The sequence below is a fragment of the Amycolatopsis jiangsuensis genome (genome assembly GCF_014204865.1).
GTDB lineage: Bacteria > Actinomycetota > Actinomycetes > Mycobacteriales > Pseudonocardiaceae > Amycolatopsis > Amycolatopsis jiangsuensis.
On the sequence record NZ_JACHMG010000001.1, the window covers coordinates 4,256,548 to 4,273,556 of the forward strand.

Annotated in this window: 20 protein-coding genes; 11 read left to right on the plus strand and 9 right to left on the minus strand. The window is 68.9% G+C overall.

The window, feature by feature from the left end; translation table 11 throughout:
• Positions 1-564: 564 nt before the first annotated feature.
• From BJY18_RS18790 to BJY18_RS18800, 3 genes are all read left to right on the plus strand, one after another.
• Positions 565-1,680 (plus strand): tyrosine-type recombinase/integrase, encoded by a 1,116-nt coding sequence (locus tag BJY18_RS18790; protein WP_184781211.1) that lies wholly within the window; start codon positions 565-567, stop codon positions 1,678-1,680.
• Positions 1,680-2,000 carry a helix-turn-helix domain-containing protein gene (locus BJY18_RS18795; RefSeq protein WP_184781212.1) on the plus strand — a complete coding sequence of 107 codons (321 nt, stop codon included), beginning with the start codon at positions 1,680-1,682 and terminating at the stop codon, positions 1,998-2,000. Before BJY18_RS18790 ends, BJY18_RS18795 begins: the two co-directional genes overlap by 1 nt.
• 856 nt (positions 2,001-2,856) lie before the next feature.
• Positions 2,857-3,942, plus strand: coding sequence for a site-specific integrase (locus tag BJY18_RS18800; protein WP_184781213.1), 1,086 nt, complete (start codon positions 2,857-2,859; stop codon positions 3,940-3,942).
• A gap of 275 nt (positions 3,943-4,217) precedes the next feature.
• On the opposite strand, the gene BJY18_RS18805 is transcribed toward BJY18_RS18800, so the two are convergent.
• From BJY18_RS18805 to BJY18_RS18815, 3 genes are read right to left on the minus strand one after another with little or no spacing between them, the layout of a single operon-like run.
• Complete coding sequence (locus BJY18_RS18805; RefSeq protein ID WP_184781214.1) at positions 4,218-4,754, minus strand: GyrI-like domain-containing protein; 537 nt, start codon at positions 4,752-4,754, stop codon at positions 4,218-4,220.
• A gap of 17 nt (positions 4,755-4,771) precedes the next feature.
• On the minus strand, positions 4,772-5,500 hold the full coding sequence (locus BJY18_RS18810; RefSeq protein WP_184781215.1) for an SDR family NAD(P)-dependent oxidoreductase: 729 nt from the start codon (positions 5,498-5,500) through the stop codon (positions 4,772-4,774).
• 58 nt (positions 5,501-5,558) lie between these two features.
• Positions 5,559-6,521, minus strand: a complete 963-nt coding sequence (locus tag BJY18_RS18815; RefSeq protein WP_184781216.1) for a saccharopine dehydrogenase family protein — start codon at positions 6,519-6,521, stop codon at positions 5,559-5,561.
• Between the two features lie 149 nt (positions 6,522-6,670).
• On the opposite strand from BJY18_RS18815, the gene BJY18_RS18820 reads away from it, so the two are divergent.
• The 5 genes from BJY18_RS18820 to BJY18_RS18840 all read left to right on the plus strand — a co-directional run bounded on the left by BJY18_RS18820 (position 6,671) and on the right by BJY18_RS18840 (position 10,360).
• Positions 6,671-7,000, plus strand: coding sequence for a nucleoside triphosphate pyrophosphohydrolase family protein (locus BJY18_RS18820; protein ID WP_184781217.1), 330 nt, complete (start codon positions 6,671-6,673; stop codon positions 6,998-7,000).
• Positions 7,001-7,092: 92 nt separating this feature from the next.
• Positions 7,093-8,154 (plus strand): aldo/keto reductase, encoded by a 1,062-nt coding sequence (locus BJY18_RS18825; RefSeq protein ID WP_184781218.1) that lies wholly within the window; start codon positions 7,093-7,095, stop codon positions 8,152-8,154.
• 50 nt (positions 8,155-8,204) lie between these two features.
• Positions 8,205-9,035, plus strand: coding sequence for a helix-turn-helix domain-containing protein (locus BJY18_RS18830; protein ID WP_184781219.1), 831 nt, complete (start codon positions 8,205-8,207; stop codon positions 9,033-9,035).
• A gap of 38 nt (positions 9,036-9,073) precedes the next feature.
• Positions 9,074-9,838: a hypothetical protein gene (locus BJY18_RS18835; protein ID WP_184781220.1), complete on the plus strand. Its 765-nt coding sequence runs from the start codon at positions 9,074-9,076 to the stop codon at positions 9,836-9,838.
• Between the two features lie 45 nt (positions 9,839-9,883).
• On the plus strand, positions 9,884-10,360 hold the full coding sequence (locus BJY18_RS18840) for an Rrf2 family transcriptional regulator (protein WP_312873891.1): 477 nt from the start codon (positions 9,884-9,886) through the stop codon (positions 10,358-10,360).
• A gap of 6 nt (positions 10,361-10,366) precedes the next feature.
• Here the strand turns inward: BJY18_RS18840 and BJY18_RS18845 are convergent, their stop codons facing one another.
• The 5 genes from BJY18_RS18845 to BJY18_RS18865 form a co-directional block, all read right to left on the minus strand.
• Positions 10,367-11,278, minus strand: a complete 912-nt coding sequence (locus BJY18_RS18845) for an alpha/beta fold hydrolase (RefSeq protein ID WP_184781221.1) — start codon at positions 11,276-11,278, stop codon at positions 10,367-10,369.
• The gene (locus tag BJY18_RS18850; RefSeq protein WP_184781222.1) at positions 11,275-12,174 is read right to left on the minus strand and encodes an LLM class F420-dependent oxidoreductase; all 900 of its coding nucleotides are present in this window, start codon (positions 12,172-12,174) and stop codon (positions 11,275-11,277) included. Before BJY18_RS18850 ends, BJY18_RS18845 begins: the two co-directional genes overlap by 4 nt.
• An 11-nt stretch (positions 12,175-12,185) precedes the next feature.
• A complete protein-coding gene (locus BJY18_RS18855) occupies positions 12,186-13,172 on the minus strand; it encodes a zinc-dependent alcohol dehydrogenase family protein (protein ID WP_184781223.1) in 987 nt (328 codons plus the stop codon).
• Between the two features lie 73 nt (positions 13,173-13,245).
• A complete protein-coding gene (locus BJY18_RS18860; protein WP_184781224.1) occupies positions 13,246-14,205 on the minus strand; it encodes a helix-turn-helix transcriptional regulator in 960 nt (319 codons plus the stop codon).
• Between the two features lie 32 nt (positions 14,206-14,237).
• Positions 14,238-14,600: a nuclear transport factor 2 family protein gene (locus BJY18_RS18865; protein ID WP_184781225.1), complete on the minus strand. Its 363-nt coding sequence runs from the start codon at positions 14,598-14,600 to the stop codon at positions 14,238-14,240.
• 189 nt (positions 14,601-14,789) lie between these two features.
• On the opposite strand from BJY18_RS18865, the gene BJY18_RS18870 reads away from it, so the two are divergent.
• The 3 genes from BJY18_RS18870 (at position 14,790) to BJY18_RS18880 (ending at position 16,281) form a co-directional block, all read left to right on the plus strand.
• Entirely contained in the window at positions 14,790-15,635 is an 846-nt protein-coding gene (locus BJY18_RS18870; protein ID WP_246458918.1) for an SDR family NAD(P)-dependent oxidoreductase, read from the plus strand.
• On the plus strand, positions 15,520-15,861 hold the full coding sequence (locus tag BJY18_RS18875; protein ID WP_312874111.1) for a nuclear transport factor 2 family protein: 342 nt from the start codon (positions 15,520-15,522) through the stop codon (positions 15,859-15,861). The genes BJY18_RS18870 and BJY18_RS18875 overlap by 116 nt, the downstream gene beginning before the upstream one ends.
• A 114-nt stretch (positions 15,862-15,975) precedes the next feature.
• Positions 15,976-16,281 (plus strand): ANTAR domain-containing protein, encoded by a 306-nt coding sequence (locus BJY18_RS18880; RefSeq protein WP_184781227.1) that lies wholly within the window; start codon positions 15,976-15,978, stop codon positions 16,279-16,281.
• 225 nt (positions 16,282-16,506) lie between these two features.
• On the opposite strand, the gene BJY18_RS18885 is transcribed toward BJY18_RS18880, so the two are convergent.
• Entirely contained in the window at positions 16,507-16,914 is a 408-nt protein-coding gene (locus BJY18_RS18885; protein ID WP_184781228.1) for a MarR family winged helix-turn-helix transcriptional regulator, read from the minus strand.
• Positions 16,915-17,009 lie beyond the last annotated feature (95 nt).

Here is a 17,009-nt window from a genome sequence, read left to right on the forward strand (position 1 = left end):
GACCTGACCGACCCAGCCGATACGACCGAATCCACCGCCTTGACCACCCCAGCCGACCCGACCGCCTCGGCCACACCGACCGACCCAGCCACACCGGCCGACCCGACCACACCGGCCGTCCCGACTACCGCAGCCGACTCAGCCACACCGGCCGTCTCCGCCGAGCCGGTCGACATCACCGGCACCTCCCTCGCGTACCTGCCGGCTCCGTTCCGGCAGGCCCACCTCGGCAGGGCGGACTACGGAACGGCTACCGGCACACCGCGGGGAAGGCGGCTCCGACAACCACAACTTCGAACACTTGTTCGACAAACCTCATTCAACCCCACACCCGCAGCCCTTGTCAAGCACGGAACGGGCAAAGTTGCATCGGTCACAACAGGTTCGGATGTTGGAAAGCCGCAGCTCACGACAATGTGGTGGCGACCCCGTATGCGCCGCCGACGGCAGTGGGTGGAGCGGCCGAGGCGGTGAAGTGGTGGCGGACCTGCGGTTGTCACTCATTAGGCCATTAGTATGACAATCTGCTAGCTCGTCGACACAATGTTGGGTTAAATGCAACGCATGGAGAACGGCACGGGACTGACCGGCTCCGCCGGCTTGATGCTCGTCGACGGGGTCACCTATCTCGATCCTGAGACGTCGGTCTTCGAGGCGATGCTGGCCGGCTGGGAGCAGCAGCAGCGTGTGCGTTCGGTCAAGCCACAGGTGATCAGCAACCGGGTCGGACTCGTGCGGCGCGTCGCTCAAGTGTCCAACCAGTACCCGTGGCAGTGGACTTCCGCGGAGGTCGAGGCGTTCTTCGCCGACTTGCCCTCGGGCGGCCGACCCTTGGCGATGTCGACGATGCGCGGCTACGAGTGCGTGCTGCGGATCTTTCTTGGCTATGCCACTGATCCTCGGTATGGCTGGCCGGTGGTGTGCAAGCAGCGCTTCGGCTCCGCGCCGCAGATGGTGCTGCACGAGTTCAACAGCATCCGGCATGTCGCAGACGTGGAATGCCGGCCGGGTCGGCGACCACTGAGTTACGACGAAGTGCAGGCGCTGCTCGACGCGGCGGATGGCTTGATCGATCAGATCCGAGCGCGGGGTCGCAAAGGTTGCGTCACGGCCATGCGCAACGCGCTGGTGCTGAAGGTGGTCTACGCGTTCGGTCTACGGCGTCGCGAAGCGTGGGGCCTTGATCTACCGGACTTCCGGACGAATCCGCATGTTCCTCGTTTCGGGACCTGCGGTGGGCTGTTCGTCTGGTGGGGCAAAGCTGCCAACGGCAGCCCACCCAAACCGCGCACTGTCCTCCTAGTGCCCAAGATGGACTGGATCCTCGAACCGCTCCAGCAATGGCTGCAAGAAGTCCGTCCAACGCTGATTCGCAGGTCGCAGTCGGCGCTGCTGGTCACCGAACGCGGCACCCGGCTTGCGCCGCGAGGTATCAGTGAGGCGTTCCAGGTCGCCAGGGCAGCGGCCGGGTTGGACTCGGAGCTTGATCTGCACTGCCTTCGGCACTCCTACGTCACCCACCTGGTGGAGTTCGGCTACACGCCTCGGTTCGTGCAAGAACAGGTTGGCCATCGACATGCCAGCACCACGGCGATCTACACGGGCGTGTCGGATGACTACCGGAATCGGCTGATGCAGAAGGCTGTCGCTTCATGGGCACCGGAGTTGTGGGAGACCTGATGGCGAAGGCGATGACGTTCGAGTGGCACCTGCGGTTGCGGATGGCCGAACGAGGCATGTTCCAGACCTCCTACCTGGTCAAGCCGCTTCACGAGCGCGGAATCTCGCTCTCACGCGAACAGGTCTACCGATTGGTGACCTCGCCGCCGCAACGGTTGTCGATGGACGTATTCGCGGCGCTGTGCGACATCCTGGAGTGTCAGCCCAACGACCTCATCGAGATCAAGCCGACAGCCGGTGATCAGCGCAAGGCCGTTGGCGGCTCCAGCGCGGCTCCGACAGCGCGGCGGAGCACGATTCGGCGACCCGAGCCTTCATGACCGCCGACGCGATCACCTCCTCGCCGTCCGCGGCCGCCCCGCTCCTGGCCGTCTTACAGCTGCACCTGCCCCGGGCCGGGCGGCGGGACCTCGAAGCCGCGATCCGCGGCGTTCTGCCCGAGGTTGGCGACGTCGAGGAGCTCGTCGCGTTTCTCCGCGCACACGACGACGCGCTCACCCTCTCGCGGTCCGCAGTTCCTGCGGGCTTTCCGGCGCTGGCACACGTTCTTTCCAGAACCGTCGGCTCGTCGATCCCGGCGCCGCACTGCATGCGATGCCGAAAGCCCAGCTTCTTCCTCACCGAGTCCTTCGAGGGGGCGCTGATCTGTTTGTGGCGTAAAGAACTCGTGCGCCCTTGCGCCGACTGCGGCGCCACCGGAGGAGCGTGGCGCGCCACCACACGCGGTTCGTTGTGCCCGACTTGCCTGCACCGGATGCGTCACCCACCGCGGCCACCTCGCCCGTCCCGTCCGCGTCGGCGCCCCGTGGTGACGTGCGCGTTGTGTGGTAAGTCCCGGCCATCAGCCGTGCGGTGGCCGCTCGGTGTCGTCTGCAAACCGTGCTACGGCAAGGCAATGCGATCCTGACGTCCGTGCAACACCTGCGAAGAAACTCGTCCGCTGATCGCGCGGTCACCTTCCGGGAGCGAGTGGTGGTGTGGCCGGTGCTCGAATTCCACCTTCGATTACGCCTGCCGTCACTTCGACGCCAGGACAGACCTCTACACCGGGACATGCTGCGCCGCATGCGCATTGACCACCCACGTGCAGCAGCTGTTCGGCGCCGCAGCGGGTGGCTCGGCTGGTCAATGGACCCCGCTGCGCGAGGCACTCCTGGCCACGGACGACCCCTGACGATGATCAGCTGGTTCAAGCACAGCCGCGCCGCCGGTTTGCTGCAGGAGGTGATCGCTGCGCAGACGCCCGTCACCCACGAGATGCTCGATGAACTGCCGCACCGATCTCCAGCGCATGACATCCGGGATCTGCTGATGTCTTGCGAAATTCTCCCTCGGCGTGACGCGGAGTACCTGCAGCGCATCCATCCATGGCTTCGGAACGAACTCGCGTCAATTCCCGCCGAACACGCTCGCATACTCACGCAATATGTCCGCTGGTACGTGCTGCCGAAGGCGCACCGCGTCGTGGCACGCCGCGGCGTCGGTGAGAGCGTGCCGGCGCCGATTCCGCCGCTGGTGCGTGCCGCGGCACGGCTTCTCGCGTGGCTTGACGACATAGGTGTCGGCCTGCCGGACCTGACCCAGCCACTCGTGGACGAATGGCTGATTGAGGGCCGCGGCTACTACCGCCACCTGTATCCGTTCCTTAACTGGACCCGGACCCAGGGCATTACGGACCCGCGTGTCCGGGTACCGCTCCCCGTCTACCCGAAACGAACGAACTATCTCGATTCCGACGAGCGGCTGACCCAGCTTCGGAGCTGCCTCGACGACGAGGCTTTACCACTGCACGTGCGGGTTGCCGGTGCGTTGACTCTGCTGTTCGGCTTGTCGATCACCAAAGTCGTGCGACTCCGCAGGGATCACGTCCGCATCGAGGAAGGCGCTGTATCGCTGGATGTCGACGGACACCTCCTGGCGATACCACCAATGCTGGGAAGGCTCCTGACACACCTAGTCACACAGCCCACGAGCGGAACACGGGCGCTCAGCCAGCTGCCATTCGAATCGCCTCTGCTCTATCCCGGCAAAGCCGCTCACCGCCCCGTCCTACCCGCCACGCTCTACTGCCAGCTGCGCGAGCACGGCATACGCGTCCTCTCCGCGCGCAACACCGCACGGCTCGCGCTCGCCGCGGAGCTGCCGGCGGCCGTGTTCGCCAGCCTGACCGGCATCGAGGTCACCACCGCGGACGCGTGGAACAAGCGAGTCGGCCATGACTGGACACCCTACATCGCGGCCAAAGACGCCACGATCTCATAGGCGAAGGCGACGCGATGTCCAGCACAGAAAGCACCTAGGTGTATTTGGCCATCTGACCGCGAACCGGGTACGACGTAGCCGGACGGCAGTACCGGAAGCGTGGATGACGCTGAGGTGCGCCTCGGAGCGAGCGTTTCGTGGCCGCGACCGCGGACGCTGCCACGACCAGCCCTGCCACGGCCGGTCGCAGCGCCGACGGTGATCTCGATGAGGTCGAAGGCAACGCGGGCGAGCCGGAGCAAGGAAGGTGCTCCATGGGGAGTGATTCGTGGCCATTAGGTGACGGGGTCGCGCAGGATGGTGCGGAAGTGGTCTTGCGGTGTTGTGCGGTCGAAGGTGTCGAGGTGGATCTCGTGGTGGGGTCCGCGGCGGCGGAGTCCGTGGGCGTCGGCGTAGGCGCCGAGTCGTTTCATGGTCTCGTCTTCACCGGCGAAGGGTCCGTGGTGCATGACCTGGACGACTTTGCCTTCTTTATAGGGAAAGAGGAACAGCCCGGCGTCGGTGAGTGCGGCCGCGAGTTCGGCGGGGAGCGTGATGTCGTCGGGCACGTGGACGAGCATGCGCCAGCGAAGGTGTTCCAGCGGGACGGTCCAGTAGAAGTCGGCGATGCCGACGTCGCCGTGTTCGGGCTCGAACCAGTACAGGATTTCGATGGGGCCGGAGTGGCCGAGCTGGCCGGCTGCGGCGCCGAGTTTCGCCTTGGCGGCGTAGAACTCGTCGGTTCCGGGCACCCCTTGGCCGGTGGTGGACAGGAAGGTGGCGGCGCCGATGGTCGCGGTCGCGGGTTCGTCGCCGGCGGCGGGAAGGGTCATGACGTGCTCCGCACGGGTCAGGCGACGAGGTTGCCGCCGTCGACGATGAGGTCGGTTCCGGTGATGTAGGTGCTGTGGTCGGAGGCCAGGTATAGGGCGGCCGCGGCCACCTGGTCGGTGGGGACCAGGTCGCCGAGGGGCGTGGTGTGGGTCCAGGTGCCGCCGCCGGAGAGCACCTCCTGGCGGGCTTGCGCGATGCCGGGGGTGTCGGTCGGGCCGGGCAGCAGCGCGTTGACGCGGATGCGGCGCGACGCCAGCTCCGCCGCCCAGGAGCGGACGAGGCTTCGGGAGGCCGCTTTTGTTGCCGCGTAGACGCTTTGCCCGGGTGCTCCGTTGACGCCGGCGATCGAGGACACGAGGATGATCGAGCCTCCGTCGGCCAGGCGGGGCAGTGCTTTCTGGACGGTGAAGAACTGGCCGCGGACGTTGGTGGCGAAGGTGGTGTCGAACTCGGTCTCCGTCACCTCGGCGAGGGGTGTGTGGTGGCCTCCGCCGGCGTTGGCGACGACGATATCGAGCCGCGTGACCGCCGTGAAGAGCCGATCGAGATCGGCGGTGTCGCCCACGTCGCCGACGATCCCGTGCGCGCGGAGACCGAGCTCCGACACCGCCGCGCGCAGCGCGTCGGGGCGGCGGCCGGAGACGTGGACGGTCGCACCTTCCTCGATGAAGCGCCGTGCGATGGCGAAGCCGATGCCGCTGGATCCGCCGGTCACCAGAGCCGTCCGGCCGTCGAGCTGGCCCATGCGCCTCCCATCTGTAACAAAGTCTGTTCCCTTTAAAAGGTATCAGAGAGTGTTACATTCAGTCCAGGTCGACGATGGTGGTACCGGCGATCGTGGTCGCGAGCTCAGGTCCGTAGGCCGAGGCCGGGCTTTGATAGCCGGGTGTGACCTGGCCGCGGAGGACTCGGCGGGCGATCTCGACCGAGCTGAGCTGGGTGAACGTGTAGCCGGTCGGCGTGGTGACCAGCGAGCGGGCGATCTGTCCGTCGCGGCCGGTCACCTCGGCCAGGGCGAAGTAGTGGCCCGCCGCGCGTTCGTCGGCAGTCGGCCCGTCGCTGGTGTCGGTGAAGCCGCTGTCGGTGCCGAGGTAGACCTCGACATCGCCGAGACCGGTGGACTTCGGCGCCGTGATCAGGTCGCCCATCGGGGCCGGCAGGCACTCCTCCGGGCCGTTGCCGAAGTCGAACGTCCTGGGCACGGCCGCCTCCAGGCGGGTGAGTTCGCCATCGCGACGGACGAGCGTGCCCAGGTCCTCGATCCCGGCCGCGCTGGCCAGCGAACCGCGGGAGAAGCCGCCGGTCACCCGCAGGGCGATGGTGAGCTTGTGGGGCTCGGCGACGCGGCGGGTGGTGTGCAGGGCGAGACAGTCGCTGGGCACGACGTCCCACCCGGTCCCGGACATCAGCATGATCCCCGCCCGGGTGGCTCGTTCGTCCAGCGATTCGGCGAGGGTGAAGGTGGCGAATTCGGCGGTGGTGTCGAGGTAGTGGACGCCGGCATCGAGACAGGCGTCCATGAGCGGGCGGGCGGTGTCCCGGAACGGGCCGGCGACGTTGAGCAGGACTTCGATGTCCTTGATCGCCTCCACGGCGTCGGTGGTGTCGAAGGCGCGGGCTTCGACACCGAGTTCGCCGGCGAGTTCGGCGACGCGGCCGGGATCGCGGCCGGCCACGACGACGTCGAGGCCGGTCTCGACGGCGTGCTGGGCGACGAGCCGTCCGGTGTAGCCGGTGGCGCCGTAGACGAGAAGACGTCCGTTCACTGCATTTCCTTTCCCTGGCTTGGTATCGGCGACGGTAGAGACAGACCCGGACAGGTCGGGTCCGGGTACGCTCGCTCGATGGTGTGATCCGGCGGACACCGCGGCTATCCGGACCGGCCCTATCCGGGAAGGTGGCTACGGTCGCCGTCATGACTCTCACCGACGCGGAAACCCGGGCCCTGCAAGTGCGCCGGCTCTACGAACAGCTCGAAGACCGCCTGCTGGGCCGCACCTGGACTCTTCCGGAACTGGCGCTCGGGTTCACCAACGATGCCGCCTACGTCGGGCGCCTGGTCCTCGCCGCCGAGAACACCTGGGGCATCGACGGTGACGTCGACGCCGAGCTGCGGCACAAGCTGGCCGAGTGCTTGTGGTGGGTGTTCGTGCTCGGCGAGCGCCTCGGCGTCGACGTACCCGCGGCCTTCGAGTCCACTATGGACAAGATCGGGTCCGGGTTGGAACGGGCGCTGTCTTCCTAGGAGTGCCGCACCCAGGATGACGTGTCCTTCCGGACCCCGCGGCGCCCGGGCGAAGCTGGTTCCCACAACGACAACTCCAGGGAGAACCACCGATGCAGCTCAATTCCTACCGCACGCTCGGCCGTTCCGGGCTCCGGGTCAGCCCGCTGGCGCTGGGCGCGATGACGTTTGGCGACGGCAGCTGGGGCACCACCGCCGAGGATGCCTTCCCCATCCTGAACCACTACCTGGAGGCGGGCGGCAACTTCGTCGACACCGCCAACCAGTACAACGACGGCGCGTCCGAGGAAACCCTGGGTGCCTACTTCGCCCGCTACCCGCACCTGCGCGAGCGGGTCGTGCTGTCGACGAAGTTCGGCGGCACGCTGTTCCCGGACGACCCGAACGCCGGCGGCGCGGGCCGCAAGGCGATCACCTCCCAGCTGGAGGGGTCGCTGCGCCGGCTGGGCACCGACTACGTCGACCTGTACTGGATGCACCAGTGGGACCGCCACACCCCACTCGAGGAAACGTTGTCCACATTGGATGACCTCGTGCGGGCGGGGAAGGTCCGCGCGATCGGGCTGTCCAACACCCCGGCCTGGTGGGTCGCGCAGGCCGCGACGACCTCGGCGCTGCGCGGCTGGACGAGCATCGCCGCACTGCAGGTCGAGTACTCGCTGCTGGCCCGCACGGTCGAGGGCGAGCAGTTCGGCGCCGCCCGCGCGTTCGGGCTCGGCATCACCCCGTGGAGCCCGCTGGCCAGCGGGGTGCTCTCGGGCAAGTACTCGCGCGGGAAGACCGATCCCGCCGGGTCTGGCCGCGCGGGGTACGCGGCGCCGATGCTGACCGAACGCACCTTCACCCTGCTCGACGAGCTGGAGCGCATCGCAGGCGAGCTCGGCGCCACGGTCGCCGCGGTCGCATTGGCCTGGGTGCGCCAGCAGCAGGAGATCACCTCGATCCTCGTCGGCGCCCGCACGCTGACCCAGCTCAAGGCCAACCTGGCCTCGGTCGAAGTCACGCTGACCGCGGGGCACCTGGCCGCGCTCGACGCGCTGAGCACGCCGTCGCTGGAGTACCCGTTCCCCTTCCTCGACGAGGTCGGCATCGGCTACCAGCAGGGCAACACGACGATCAACGGCCTGGGCTCGAAAGCGTTCGAACGGGCATGACGTCGCAGGTCACGACGCGTACCACGCGGCATGGCGGTAGCCTCGGCCGTATGGCCGCCGCCTCCGCCACGCCGCTGGGCGAGTTCCTCCGCGCCAGCCGCGCCCGCCTCGACCCCGCCGACGCGGGGCTGATCGGGGCGTCCGGCAGCCGGCGGGTGGCCGGGCTGCGCCGCGAGGAGGTCGCGGTGCTGGCCGGGGTCAGCGCCGACTACTACGCCCGCTTGGAACAGGGCCGCGAGCGCAACCCGTCGGCCCAGGTCCTCGCCGCGATCGGCCAGGCACTGCGGCTGAGCGCGGACGGCAAGGAGCACCTCTACCGCCTGGCCGGGCTCAACCCGCGGCTGGGCGGCGCCGGTGACCGGGATGCCGTGCACCCGTCGCTGCGGCAGCTGCTAGAGGCCTTCCCGACCTCGGCGGCCTACGTCCTGAGCCCGAGCTTCGACATCCTGGCCACGAACACCCTCGCCGCGGCGCTGCTGGCGCCGTTCGACGGGATGCGGAACATGGTCCGCGTCCAGTTCACCCACCCGGCGGCGAAGACGGTGTTCGTCCAGTGGGAAACCGTGGTCCGCGACACGGTCTATGCGCTGCGTCTGAACGCCGGCCGGTTTCCGGACGACCCGGAGATCCGCGGCCTGGTCGAGGACATGCTGGAGGTGTCCAGGGACTTCCGGAAGCTGTGGAACGACCAGCTGGTCGGGGCACTCGCCCGCGCGTTCAAGGTGTTCGTGCACCCCGAAGCCGGGCGGGTCGAGCTGACGTACCAGACCTTCGACGTGCACGACGCGCCCGGCCAGCAGCTGCTGGTGGGCACGGCCGAGCCGGACACCCGCAGTGCCGAGGCGATGTCCTTCCTCGCTTCCCTGCACGCCGGGCGCTGACCCTCCCGGCGATTTCTCACCCCGGACGGAGCTTTGTCATGCCCTTCGCCGACGACCTGGTCGGCCCGGGCGTCGTCGCCGCGCTCGTGGCCGCGGTGCACCGAGCCGCACCTCACGCACCGTTGCGCGCCCTGCTCGACACCACCGCGGCCCTGCCCCCGCTCGCGCTGCGCGAGCGGGGGCGGCTGGTCCGCGACGCGCTGCTGGCCGACCTGCCCGGCTCCTACCCCTCGTTCGCCGCGACCATGCGGGCCGCGCGCGAACTGTCGCCCTCGTTCACCGGCTGGCTGGTCTGGCCGGTCACCAGCGCCGTCGCGGCCAAAGCCGTCCAGGACGGTTCGGCCGGCGCCTTCGACGACGCGCTCGCGCTGCTGGCCGAGTTCACCTCGCTGCTGACCTCGGAGTTCGCGCTGCGCGGGCTGCTGCGCCACGACCTGGACCGAGGCCTCGCCGTCGTCGGGACGTGGGCAGGGCACGACAGTCAGGACGTGCGCCGCCTGGCCGCCGAGGGGACGCGCCCGCTGCTGCCGTGGGCCGAGCGGGTCCCGCGGCTGCTGGCCGAGCCGTACCGCACCCGGCCGATCCTCGACGCTCTGCACGACGACGGCAGCGAGTACGTGCGGCGCTCCGTTGCCGCGCACCTGAGTGACGTGGCCCGCCGTGACCCGGACCTGGCGGTGGCGACCGCCGCGGCGTGGCTCGACCGGCCCACCGCGGAGGTCGCCAGGATCGCGGCGCACGGCTTGCGCGGCCTCGTCCGGCAGGGCCATCCGGGCGCGGTCGCCCTGCTCAGCGATTCGTAACCAGGAGGGTTACCTATACTGGGGTCGGCGAGCTACAGTCGAAGGGTGAGCGCGAATTCCCGGATGACGATGGCCGTGCACATCCTGACGTGGATGGCGTTCGACCGGCGCGGCAGCGACAAGGAGATCGCCACCTCACAGCGGATCGCCAGCAGCGTCAACACCAACCCCGTGGTGATCCGGCGCTGCCTGACCGAGCTCAAGGACGCCGGTCTGGTCGAAGCGCAGCGCGGCCGCGGCGGCGGCTGGATCCTGACCCGCGACGCCGCGGAGATCACGCTGCTCGACGTGTACCGAGCGCTCGGCGAAGAGCCCATCTTCGGCATGTACACCACACCACCGGACGCCGAGTGCTACGTCGGCCACGGCATCGAAACCACCCTCACCGGCATCTACGCCGAAGCCACCCGGGCGATGAGCGACGTGCTGGCCGCCCGGACCATCCGGGACGTGCTGCGCGAAAGCCTCACCGACTTCCCCGAACTCTGGGAGTCGCAAGGCTTCGCGCCCGCACCTCTGTGACGCCGCTCAGCCCGGGTAGCCGTAGAAGCGCTTGATCTCGGCCACCACCTGCTCGCCGGCCTCATGCTGCATCCAGTGCCCGCACCGCATCGGAGTGCCGCCGGCCGCGGGTGCGGCGCCGCGAAGCGCTTCGAGGAACGTGTCGAACAACGGCGCTTGCGCGAGCAGGTGCACCGGGATGGTGAGCGGGACACCCATCCGCTCGCGGTTGTCGACTTCGTCCTCGGGCCACGCCTGGTAGTAGCGGGATCCGTGATGCAGGACACCGCGGCGGGAATAGGCGCGGACGAACTCGTCGACGGCGTGCGCCGGGACGGGCTCGGATGTTGCCGGTGAGTTCGCACGGTAGAAGTACTCGAGGTAGGTGCGCTCGCGGCCGGCGACGAGCTGTTCGAACAGCGGTTCCTGGCTGTGGAAGGCGAAGTGGAACGACAGCGGCTTGATCTCCGCGTAGCTCAGGCTGCCGCCGGCGACGGGGAAGTCCATCAAGAGCAGCCCGCTGAACTGGTCCCGCCATCCGGTGACGAGCGCGAACGCGATCCCGCCGCCGAAGTCGTGCGCGACCAGCTGCACGCCGCTGGGGTAACCCAGCCGCACGAGCAGCAGGTGGACGTAGCGAGCGAGGAAAGCCTTGTCGTGGCGCGGGATGTCGCCGGTGGAGTCGCCCAGGCCGGGCAGGTCGATGGCGATCACCGTGTGCCCGGGCAGCAGCTCGGTCATGAGCGGTCGCCAGCTGTACCAGGTTTCGGGGAAGCCGTGCAGCAGCACGATGGGCTGTGGGCCCGTGCCGCCGATGACGTAGTGCATCTGCACGCCGTCGATCGTGGTGAAGCGGTGCTCGAAATGCGCGGCGAACTCCGCGTCGTCGCGGGTCGCGGCGTCGTGGTCCTGGCTGAGCGGGGCCTCGGAGGCGATCACTGATGTCCTTCCAGACCGAGTTCGGTGGCGAGTCCGGTCAGGACGTCATCAGGCGGTACGGGGATCACGATGCGGTGCGCGCCCAGATCCGCGCAGCGTCGCGCGTCCTTGACGAAGCTCTCGAGGCCGGCCGCGTCCGCGACGACGCCGGGGAACGGAACGGTGACCTCGATGCCGTCGGGATCGCGCCCGGCGCGCTCGCTCTCGGCGCGCATCGTCGTCAACAGGGCTTCGAGTTGTCCGGGGTCTTGCACGGTCGGGAAGTAGCCGTCGCCGAGCTGGGCGGCGCGACGGGCGGAGCGTGGGCCGCTGCCGCCGACCACGATGGGCACCGACTGCTCGACCGGGTGCGGCAGGCTGATGGCGTCGGACAGGCGCGTGTAGGTCGTCTCGATCGTGGCGCGAGTCTCGGTCCACAGTGCGCGCATCGTGCGGACATAGTCGTCGTGCCGGCGGCCGCGATCGCGGAAGGGCACGCCGACGGCGTCGAATTCCTCCTCGAGCCAGCCGACGCCGGTGCCGGCGATCGCGCGGCCTTCACTGAGCACGTCGAGGGAGGCCAGCTGCTTGGCGAGCACGACGGGGTTGCGCTGCGGAAGTACGAGCACGCCGGTCGCGAGCCGGATCCGGGAGGTCACGGCGGCCGCGAAGGTCAGCCACGCAAGGGGGTCGAGCAGATCGAACTCCTCCGCCCCGCCCATCATCTTCCCGGACTCGTCGTACGGGTAAGGGCTCTGGTATCCGGACGGAATGACGACGTGGTCGACCGCCCACAGCGAGTCGTACCCGAGGTCTTCGGCTCGTCGCGCGAGCCGGCGGGCGGCCGCGGGGGCCGCGCCGGGGCCGGCGTTGACGCCGTGGAGGCCGAACTTCACAGCGGGAAAGATCTGTGTCACAGGAGAATCCTTCAGTTGCCGAGCTTGATGAGGACCTTGCCGACCTGGTGGCCGGAGTCGAGGTAGCGGTGCGCGTCGGTCACCTGGTCCAGGCCCTCGAAGACGCGGTCGATGCGGGGCCGGAACGCACCTGCGGCCAGGCCGCGGGCGAGGTGCTCGCGGATGCGGGACAGTGCGGCGGGATCGGTGCTGTAGGCGAACCCGTTGTGTCCCAGTATTTTCACCGGCCAGCGCGTGGGCAGCGCCGCGGGCTCGGCGCCATACCAGCCGTAGGCGACGACCGTGCCGTTGTCGGCGGCCGCGGCGGCGGTGTCCGGGAACCGCGGGCCCCCGACGGAGTCGAACACGACCTCGGCGCCGCGGCCGCCGGTGACCTTCCGGACCTCGGCTTCGAGATCCTCGTCCGAGGTCACCACGACGTGTGCAGCTCCGGCCGCGAGCAACCGGTCACGTTTGCCCGCCGAGCGGGTGACGGCGATCGCCACCGCGCCCGCCTGGTTCGCGACGTCGAGTGCGGCCAGTCCGACGCCGCCGGTGGCGGCGGTGACTACCACGTGGTCGCCGGCCCGGAGACCGCCGGTCTCGACCAGACCACCGAAGGCGGTGAAGTACGCCATCCACACCGCCGCCGTGGTCTCGGCGCTGACTCCGTCGAAGGCCGGAACGACCTCGGCGGCGGGAACGATAGCGAGCTCGCCGTACACACCGTGGCGGCTTTGCTGCGCGATCGGCCCTGCCACCACCCGGTCCCCGGGCGCGAAGCCGGTCACGCCTGCGCCGATCGCGTCCACGACGCCCACCGCCTCGATACCCAGCCGGGACCACGGAAGGGTCGGCCGCACCGGGTAGAGCCCCGCGCGGAACAGCGCGTCCGGACGGTTGATTCCGAGGTATTCGACCCGGAGGCGGACCTCACCCGGGCCGGGCTCGGCGGGGTCGGTCTCGGTGACGTGCAGGACTTCCGGGCCGCCCGGCTGGTCGAACGTGATGACACGCATCCGACTCCCCTGATGAGAACAGTGTTGGTTACATTAAGAAGATATGTAACAACCCTAGTTACAGTCAAGAGGGTCAGTGATCGTCCGGACGGTTGCCGTCGGCCAGCGCGAGTCCGCGCCGCCGGACCGCGGCGCGGACTTCGGCGGGTTCGAGGACGGTCAGCGGCACGCCCAGCTTGACCAGGCGCGCGGCGAGGGACTCGACGTCGGTGCCGCCGAGTTCGACAACCGTGGCGTCCGGCCCGTCGGCGCGGTGCACGCCGGCCGTGGGCGGTACCGCACGCATGGCCTCGGCCAGGGGCACGAACAGCCGCACCGTCACGTAGAGCGGATAGTCGCTGGTGAGCATCTCGGCGACGAACCGGGCGGCGTCCGGCGGGTCGTCGACGGGCACCACCCGGCCGGTCGGCTCAGCGTGCACGACGCGGTCGGCCCGGAACGTGCGCCAGGCCGCGCGTTCGACGTCGCGGGCCACGAGGTACCAGCGGTTCCCGGTGAACACCAGCCGGTGCGGGTCGACCGCGCGCTCGGTCTCGGTGCCGCGGGAGTCCCGGTAGGACAGCCGCACGCGCTCGCCGCGGCGGCAGGCCGAGGCCAACCCGGCGAGCAGGCCGGGCGACAGCGGCTGCCCGCCGGCCCGGGCGGTGTGCTCGAACACGTCGTCCATCGCCCCGAGCTGCGACGCCACCCGCGTGGGCAGCAGCTGCCGCAGCTTGAGGAACGCCGACAGCACGGCCTGGTCGTCGCCGAGCACCCCGGTCCGCGCCGCCTCCCGCAGCGCGACCGTGACGGCGAGGGACTCTTCGTCGTCCAAGACGAGCGGGATCTGCTTGGTGCCCGGGCGCAGCCGGTAGCCGCCCCACCGGCCGGGGTCGGACTCGACGTCGTAACCGAGCTCGCGCAGCCGGGTGATGTCGCGGCGCACGGTGCGGTCGGTGACGTCCATCCGCCGGGCGAGCTCGTCCGCGGTCCAGCTCGGCCGCGACGAGAGCAGCGAGAGCAGGTGCAGCAGGCGCGACGAGGTTCCGATCACGCGGTTCGAGAGTAGTGGACCACAGTGGACGCTCACTGCCCGGCGGCGTTGTTCCACATGCGGAAGGTGGCGACCCGGCCGTTGGCTGCGAAGGTCAGCGTCCAGAGGTTGTCGAACTTCCCGAACTCGTCGTAAGTCCCCAGCCCGCGGACGGCGGCGGTGTCACCGGTGATCATCAAGACCTCCCACTCGAAGGCCCAGCCGTTCTTTTGCCAGTCGTCGCGGCTCTGCCAGCCTTCGACGATCGCGTCCCGGCCGATCCAGTCGGTCTCGTAGGGCCACTCGTGGTACTCGGCTCCCTTGGTGAACAGTGCCTCGATGTCCTTGCGTGCGCTGGTGGTCCAGGCGTGCACGTACTTCTCGATCCACTTCTCGACGACGGCCTGGCTCGGCATGGGTGTTCCTTTCGTTCCGGTCGCGGGGGCACGTCGATCGTCGGGTCGTCGGGCACGCCGCGGAAGGCACGGGCTTCCCGGGTGTGGCGCACCCAGGAAGCCCGTGCCTTCCCGGTTCAGGGCGACACCGGTGAACTGGTCGGGACCGCTCCGAAGAGGAGCACCTCGCCCGCCCCGAAAGGCCTTCCCATGACCATCACTTTCGTCACCGGCGCCAACCGCGGCATCGGCTACGAGGCCGTCCGGCGGTTCGTCGCCCTCGGCCACGACGTCCTGCTCGGCGCCCGCGATCCCGAGCGCGGCGCGAAAGCCGCGGCCGAACTCGGCGCCCGGTTCGTCGCCATCGACGTCCGCGACCAGGCCTCGGTCGACGCGGCGGCGGCCGACGTCGCCGCGCACGAGGGCCGCATCGACGTCCTGGTGAACAACGCCGGCATCCCCGGCCCGCGCGTCTCCGACATCCTCGAGGTCACCGCCGCTGAGGCCGAGCGCGTCATGCAGACCAACTACCTCGGAACCCTGCGCACCACCCGCGCGTTCCTGCCGCTGCTGGACAAGTCGGACGCTCCGCGCATCGTCAACGTGTCCAGCAGCATGGGGTCGTTCACCCGGTCGGTAGACCCGGCCACGCTCGAGCACGCCACCCCGCTGCCCTTCTACCAGCCAAGCAAGGCGGCGATCAACATGCTCACCCTGAAGTACGCCGAAGCCCTTCCACGGTTCCGGGTCAACATCGCCGACCCGGCCCGACAGCCACCGAGATCAACGACTACCTCGGCACCCAGACCGTCACCGAGGGCACCGACGTCATCGTCGAACTCGCCACCGTCGCCCCGGACGGACCCACCGGCAGCTACCTCAGCCGCGACGGAGCCGTCCCGTGGTGACCGCCGACGACCGTGCGGAGATCACCGAGCTGATCCTCAACCGCGCCCGCGCGGTCGACGAGGGAAACCGGAGCGTCTTCAGCGACCTGCTCCGAGACGCCGTCGTGGTCATCAGAGGCCGGCAGGTCACCGGTCCCGCGATCGGTGACCTCATCGCCGAAGGCACGCAGCCGACCCGGCACCTGGTCACCAACACCCGGATCGTTCCCGTCGACGACGGAACCGACGTCGAGGCCGAGAGCTACTTCACGCTGCTCAGCACAGGTGGCCCCCCGCAGATGGCCGCATTCGGGCGCTACCGAGACCGGCTGGTCCGGCGCGGAGGCCGCTGGAGCTTCGTCCGGCACGAGGTGGTCGTGGACCAGAACACCTGATGGCGGCGGCGGCACCGGTCCACAGTCCGGATATGGCCAGTGCCGCGCCGTCAGCTGATCTGTGCTGGCGGCGACTGAGGCACGTGCCAGCTGCTGGTGAGATTGAGTACGTGAGTGGAGACTCAAGGTGACTGGGATGGCGTTGCACTCGAGCGCGACCAGTTACGGACCGCGTTGGCCACCCAGCCTGCTATCGAGCAAGCCAAAAGCATGCTCATGTTGATTCGCGGCTGGAGCGCCGACCACGCGTTCGCTGCGTTGACGGAGATCTCCCAGCACACGAACGTCAAGCTGCACGACGTCGCTACGGTCATCGTCGCCGCCGGTAGCCGAAAGGAGCCGAACCTCGCCGATGACGCCGTCGTCCAGGCTTTCCTCCGCGAGGCTCGGCACCTCGTGCTTGGCCGACCGCTCGGCTGACCTTGGCACACCCCGGAAGGCCAGATAGAGACGCCGCGGATCAGGTGGTCGATCGAGGCCTTACAAAGCTGCTGGTCTCCGCGTTCAGACCGCCTTCTGCGCCGTCGAACGCGCCGGCCTTTACCCCGGGAGTCGAACATACGAACGTTCCGGCCTGAATAACGCACCCAAGAACATATGCATCACCCCGGCGAGCGAAGACCTCAGTCCGGAGCCCACCACGGCTCACTCGAGCATCTCCAGAAGAATCCGCTGTAACTCGGTACGATCGCGGGGCGCGATCTTCGCCAGCCGGCGATCGAACTCCGTCGCGAGCGCCGCGAGCGCCCGGTCCCGCGCCGCCACGCCCTCGGGGGTCAGGACGAGCCGGTGACGCCGCAGATCCACGTCGTCGATCTCGCGCCGCATGAATCCCTTCGCGACGAGGTTGCGTACGTAGACCGTCACGCTCGCCTTGGGGATCACCAGCGCCGTCGCCAGCTCGGCCGGATACGGCGACGTAGCCACCTCGGCGAGCACGAAGAACTCCTTCGTTTCCAGTCCGAGCGCGGCCAGTTCGGCACCGCAGGCGTCCAGCACGACGGTCAGCAAACGATGGTTCAGCGTCCACAGCTGGGCCGCGTCAACCGGCACGTGGGCTCCCTCGATCAAGTGGTACAGTTCTGTACTAGTTCAGATTTAGACTAATACTCATCACGGAGTACCCGAATACCGAACGAACCTTACGC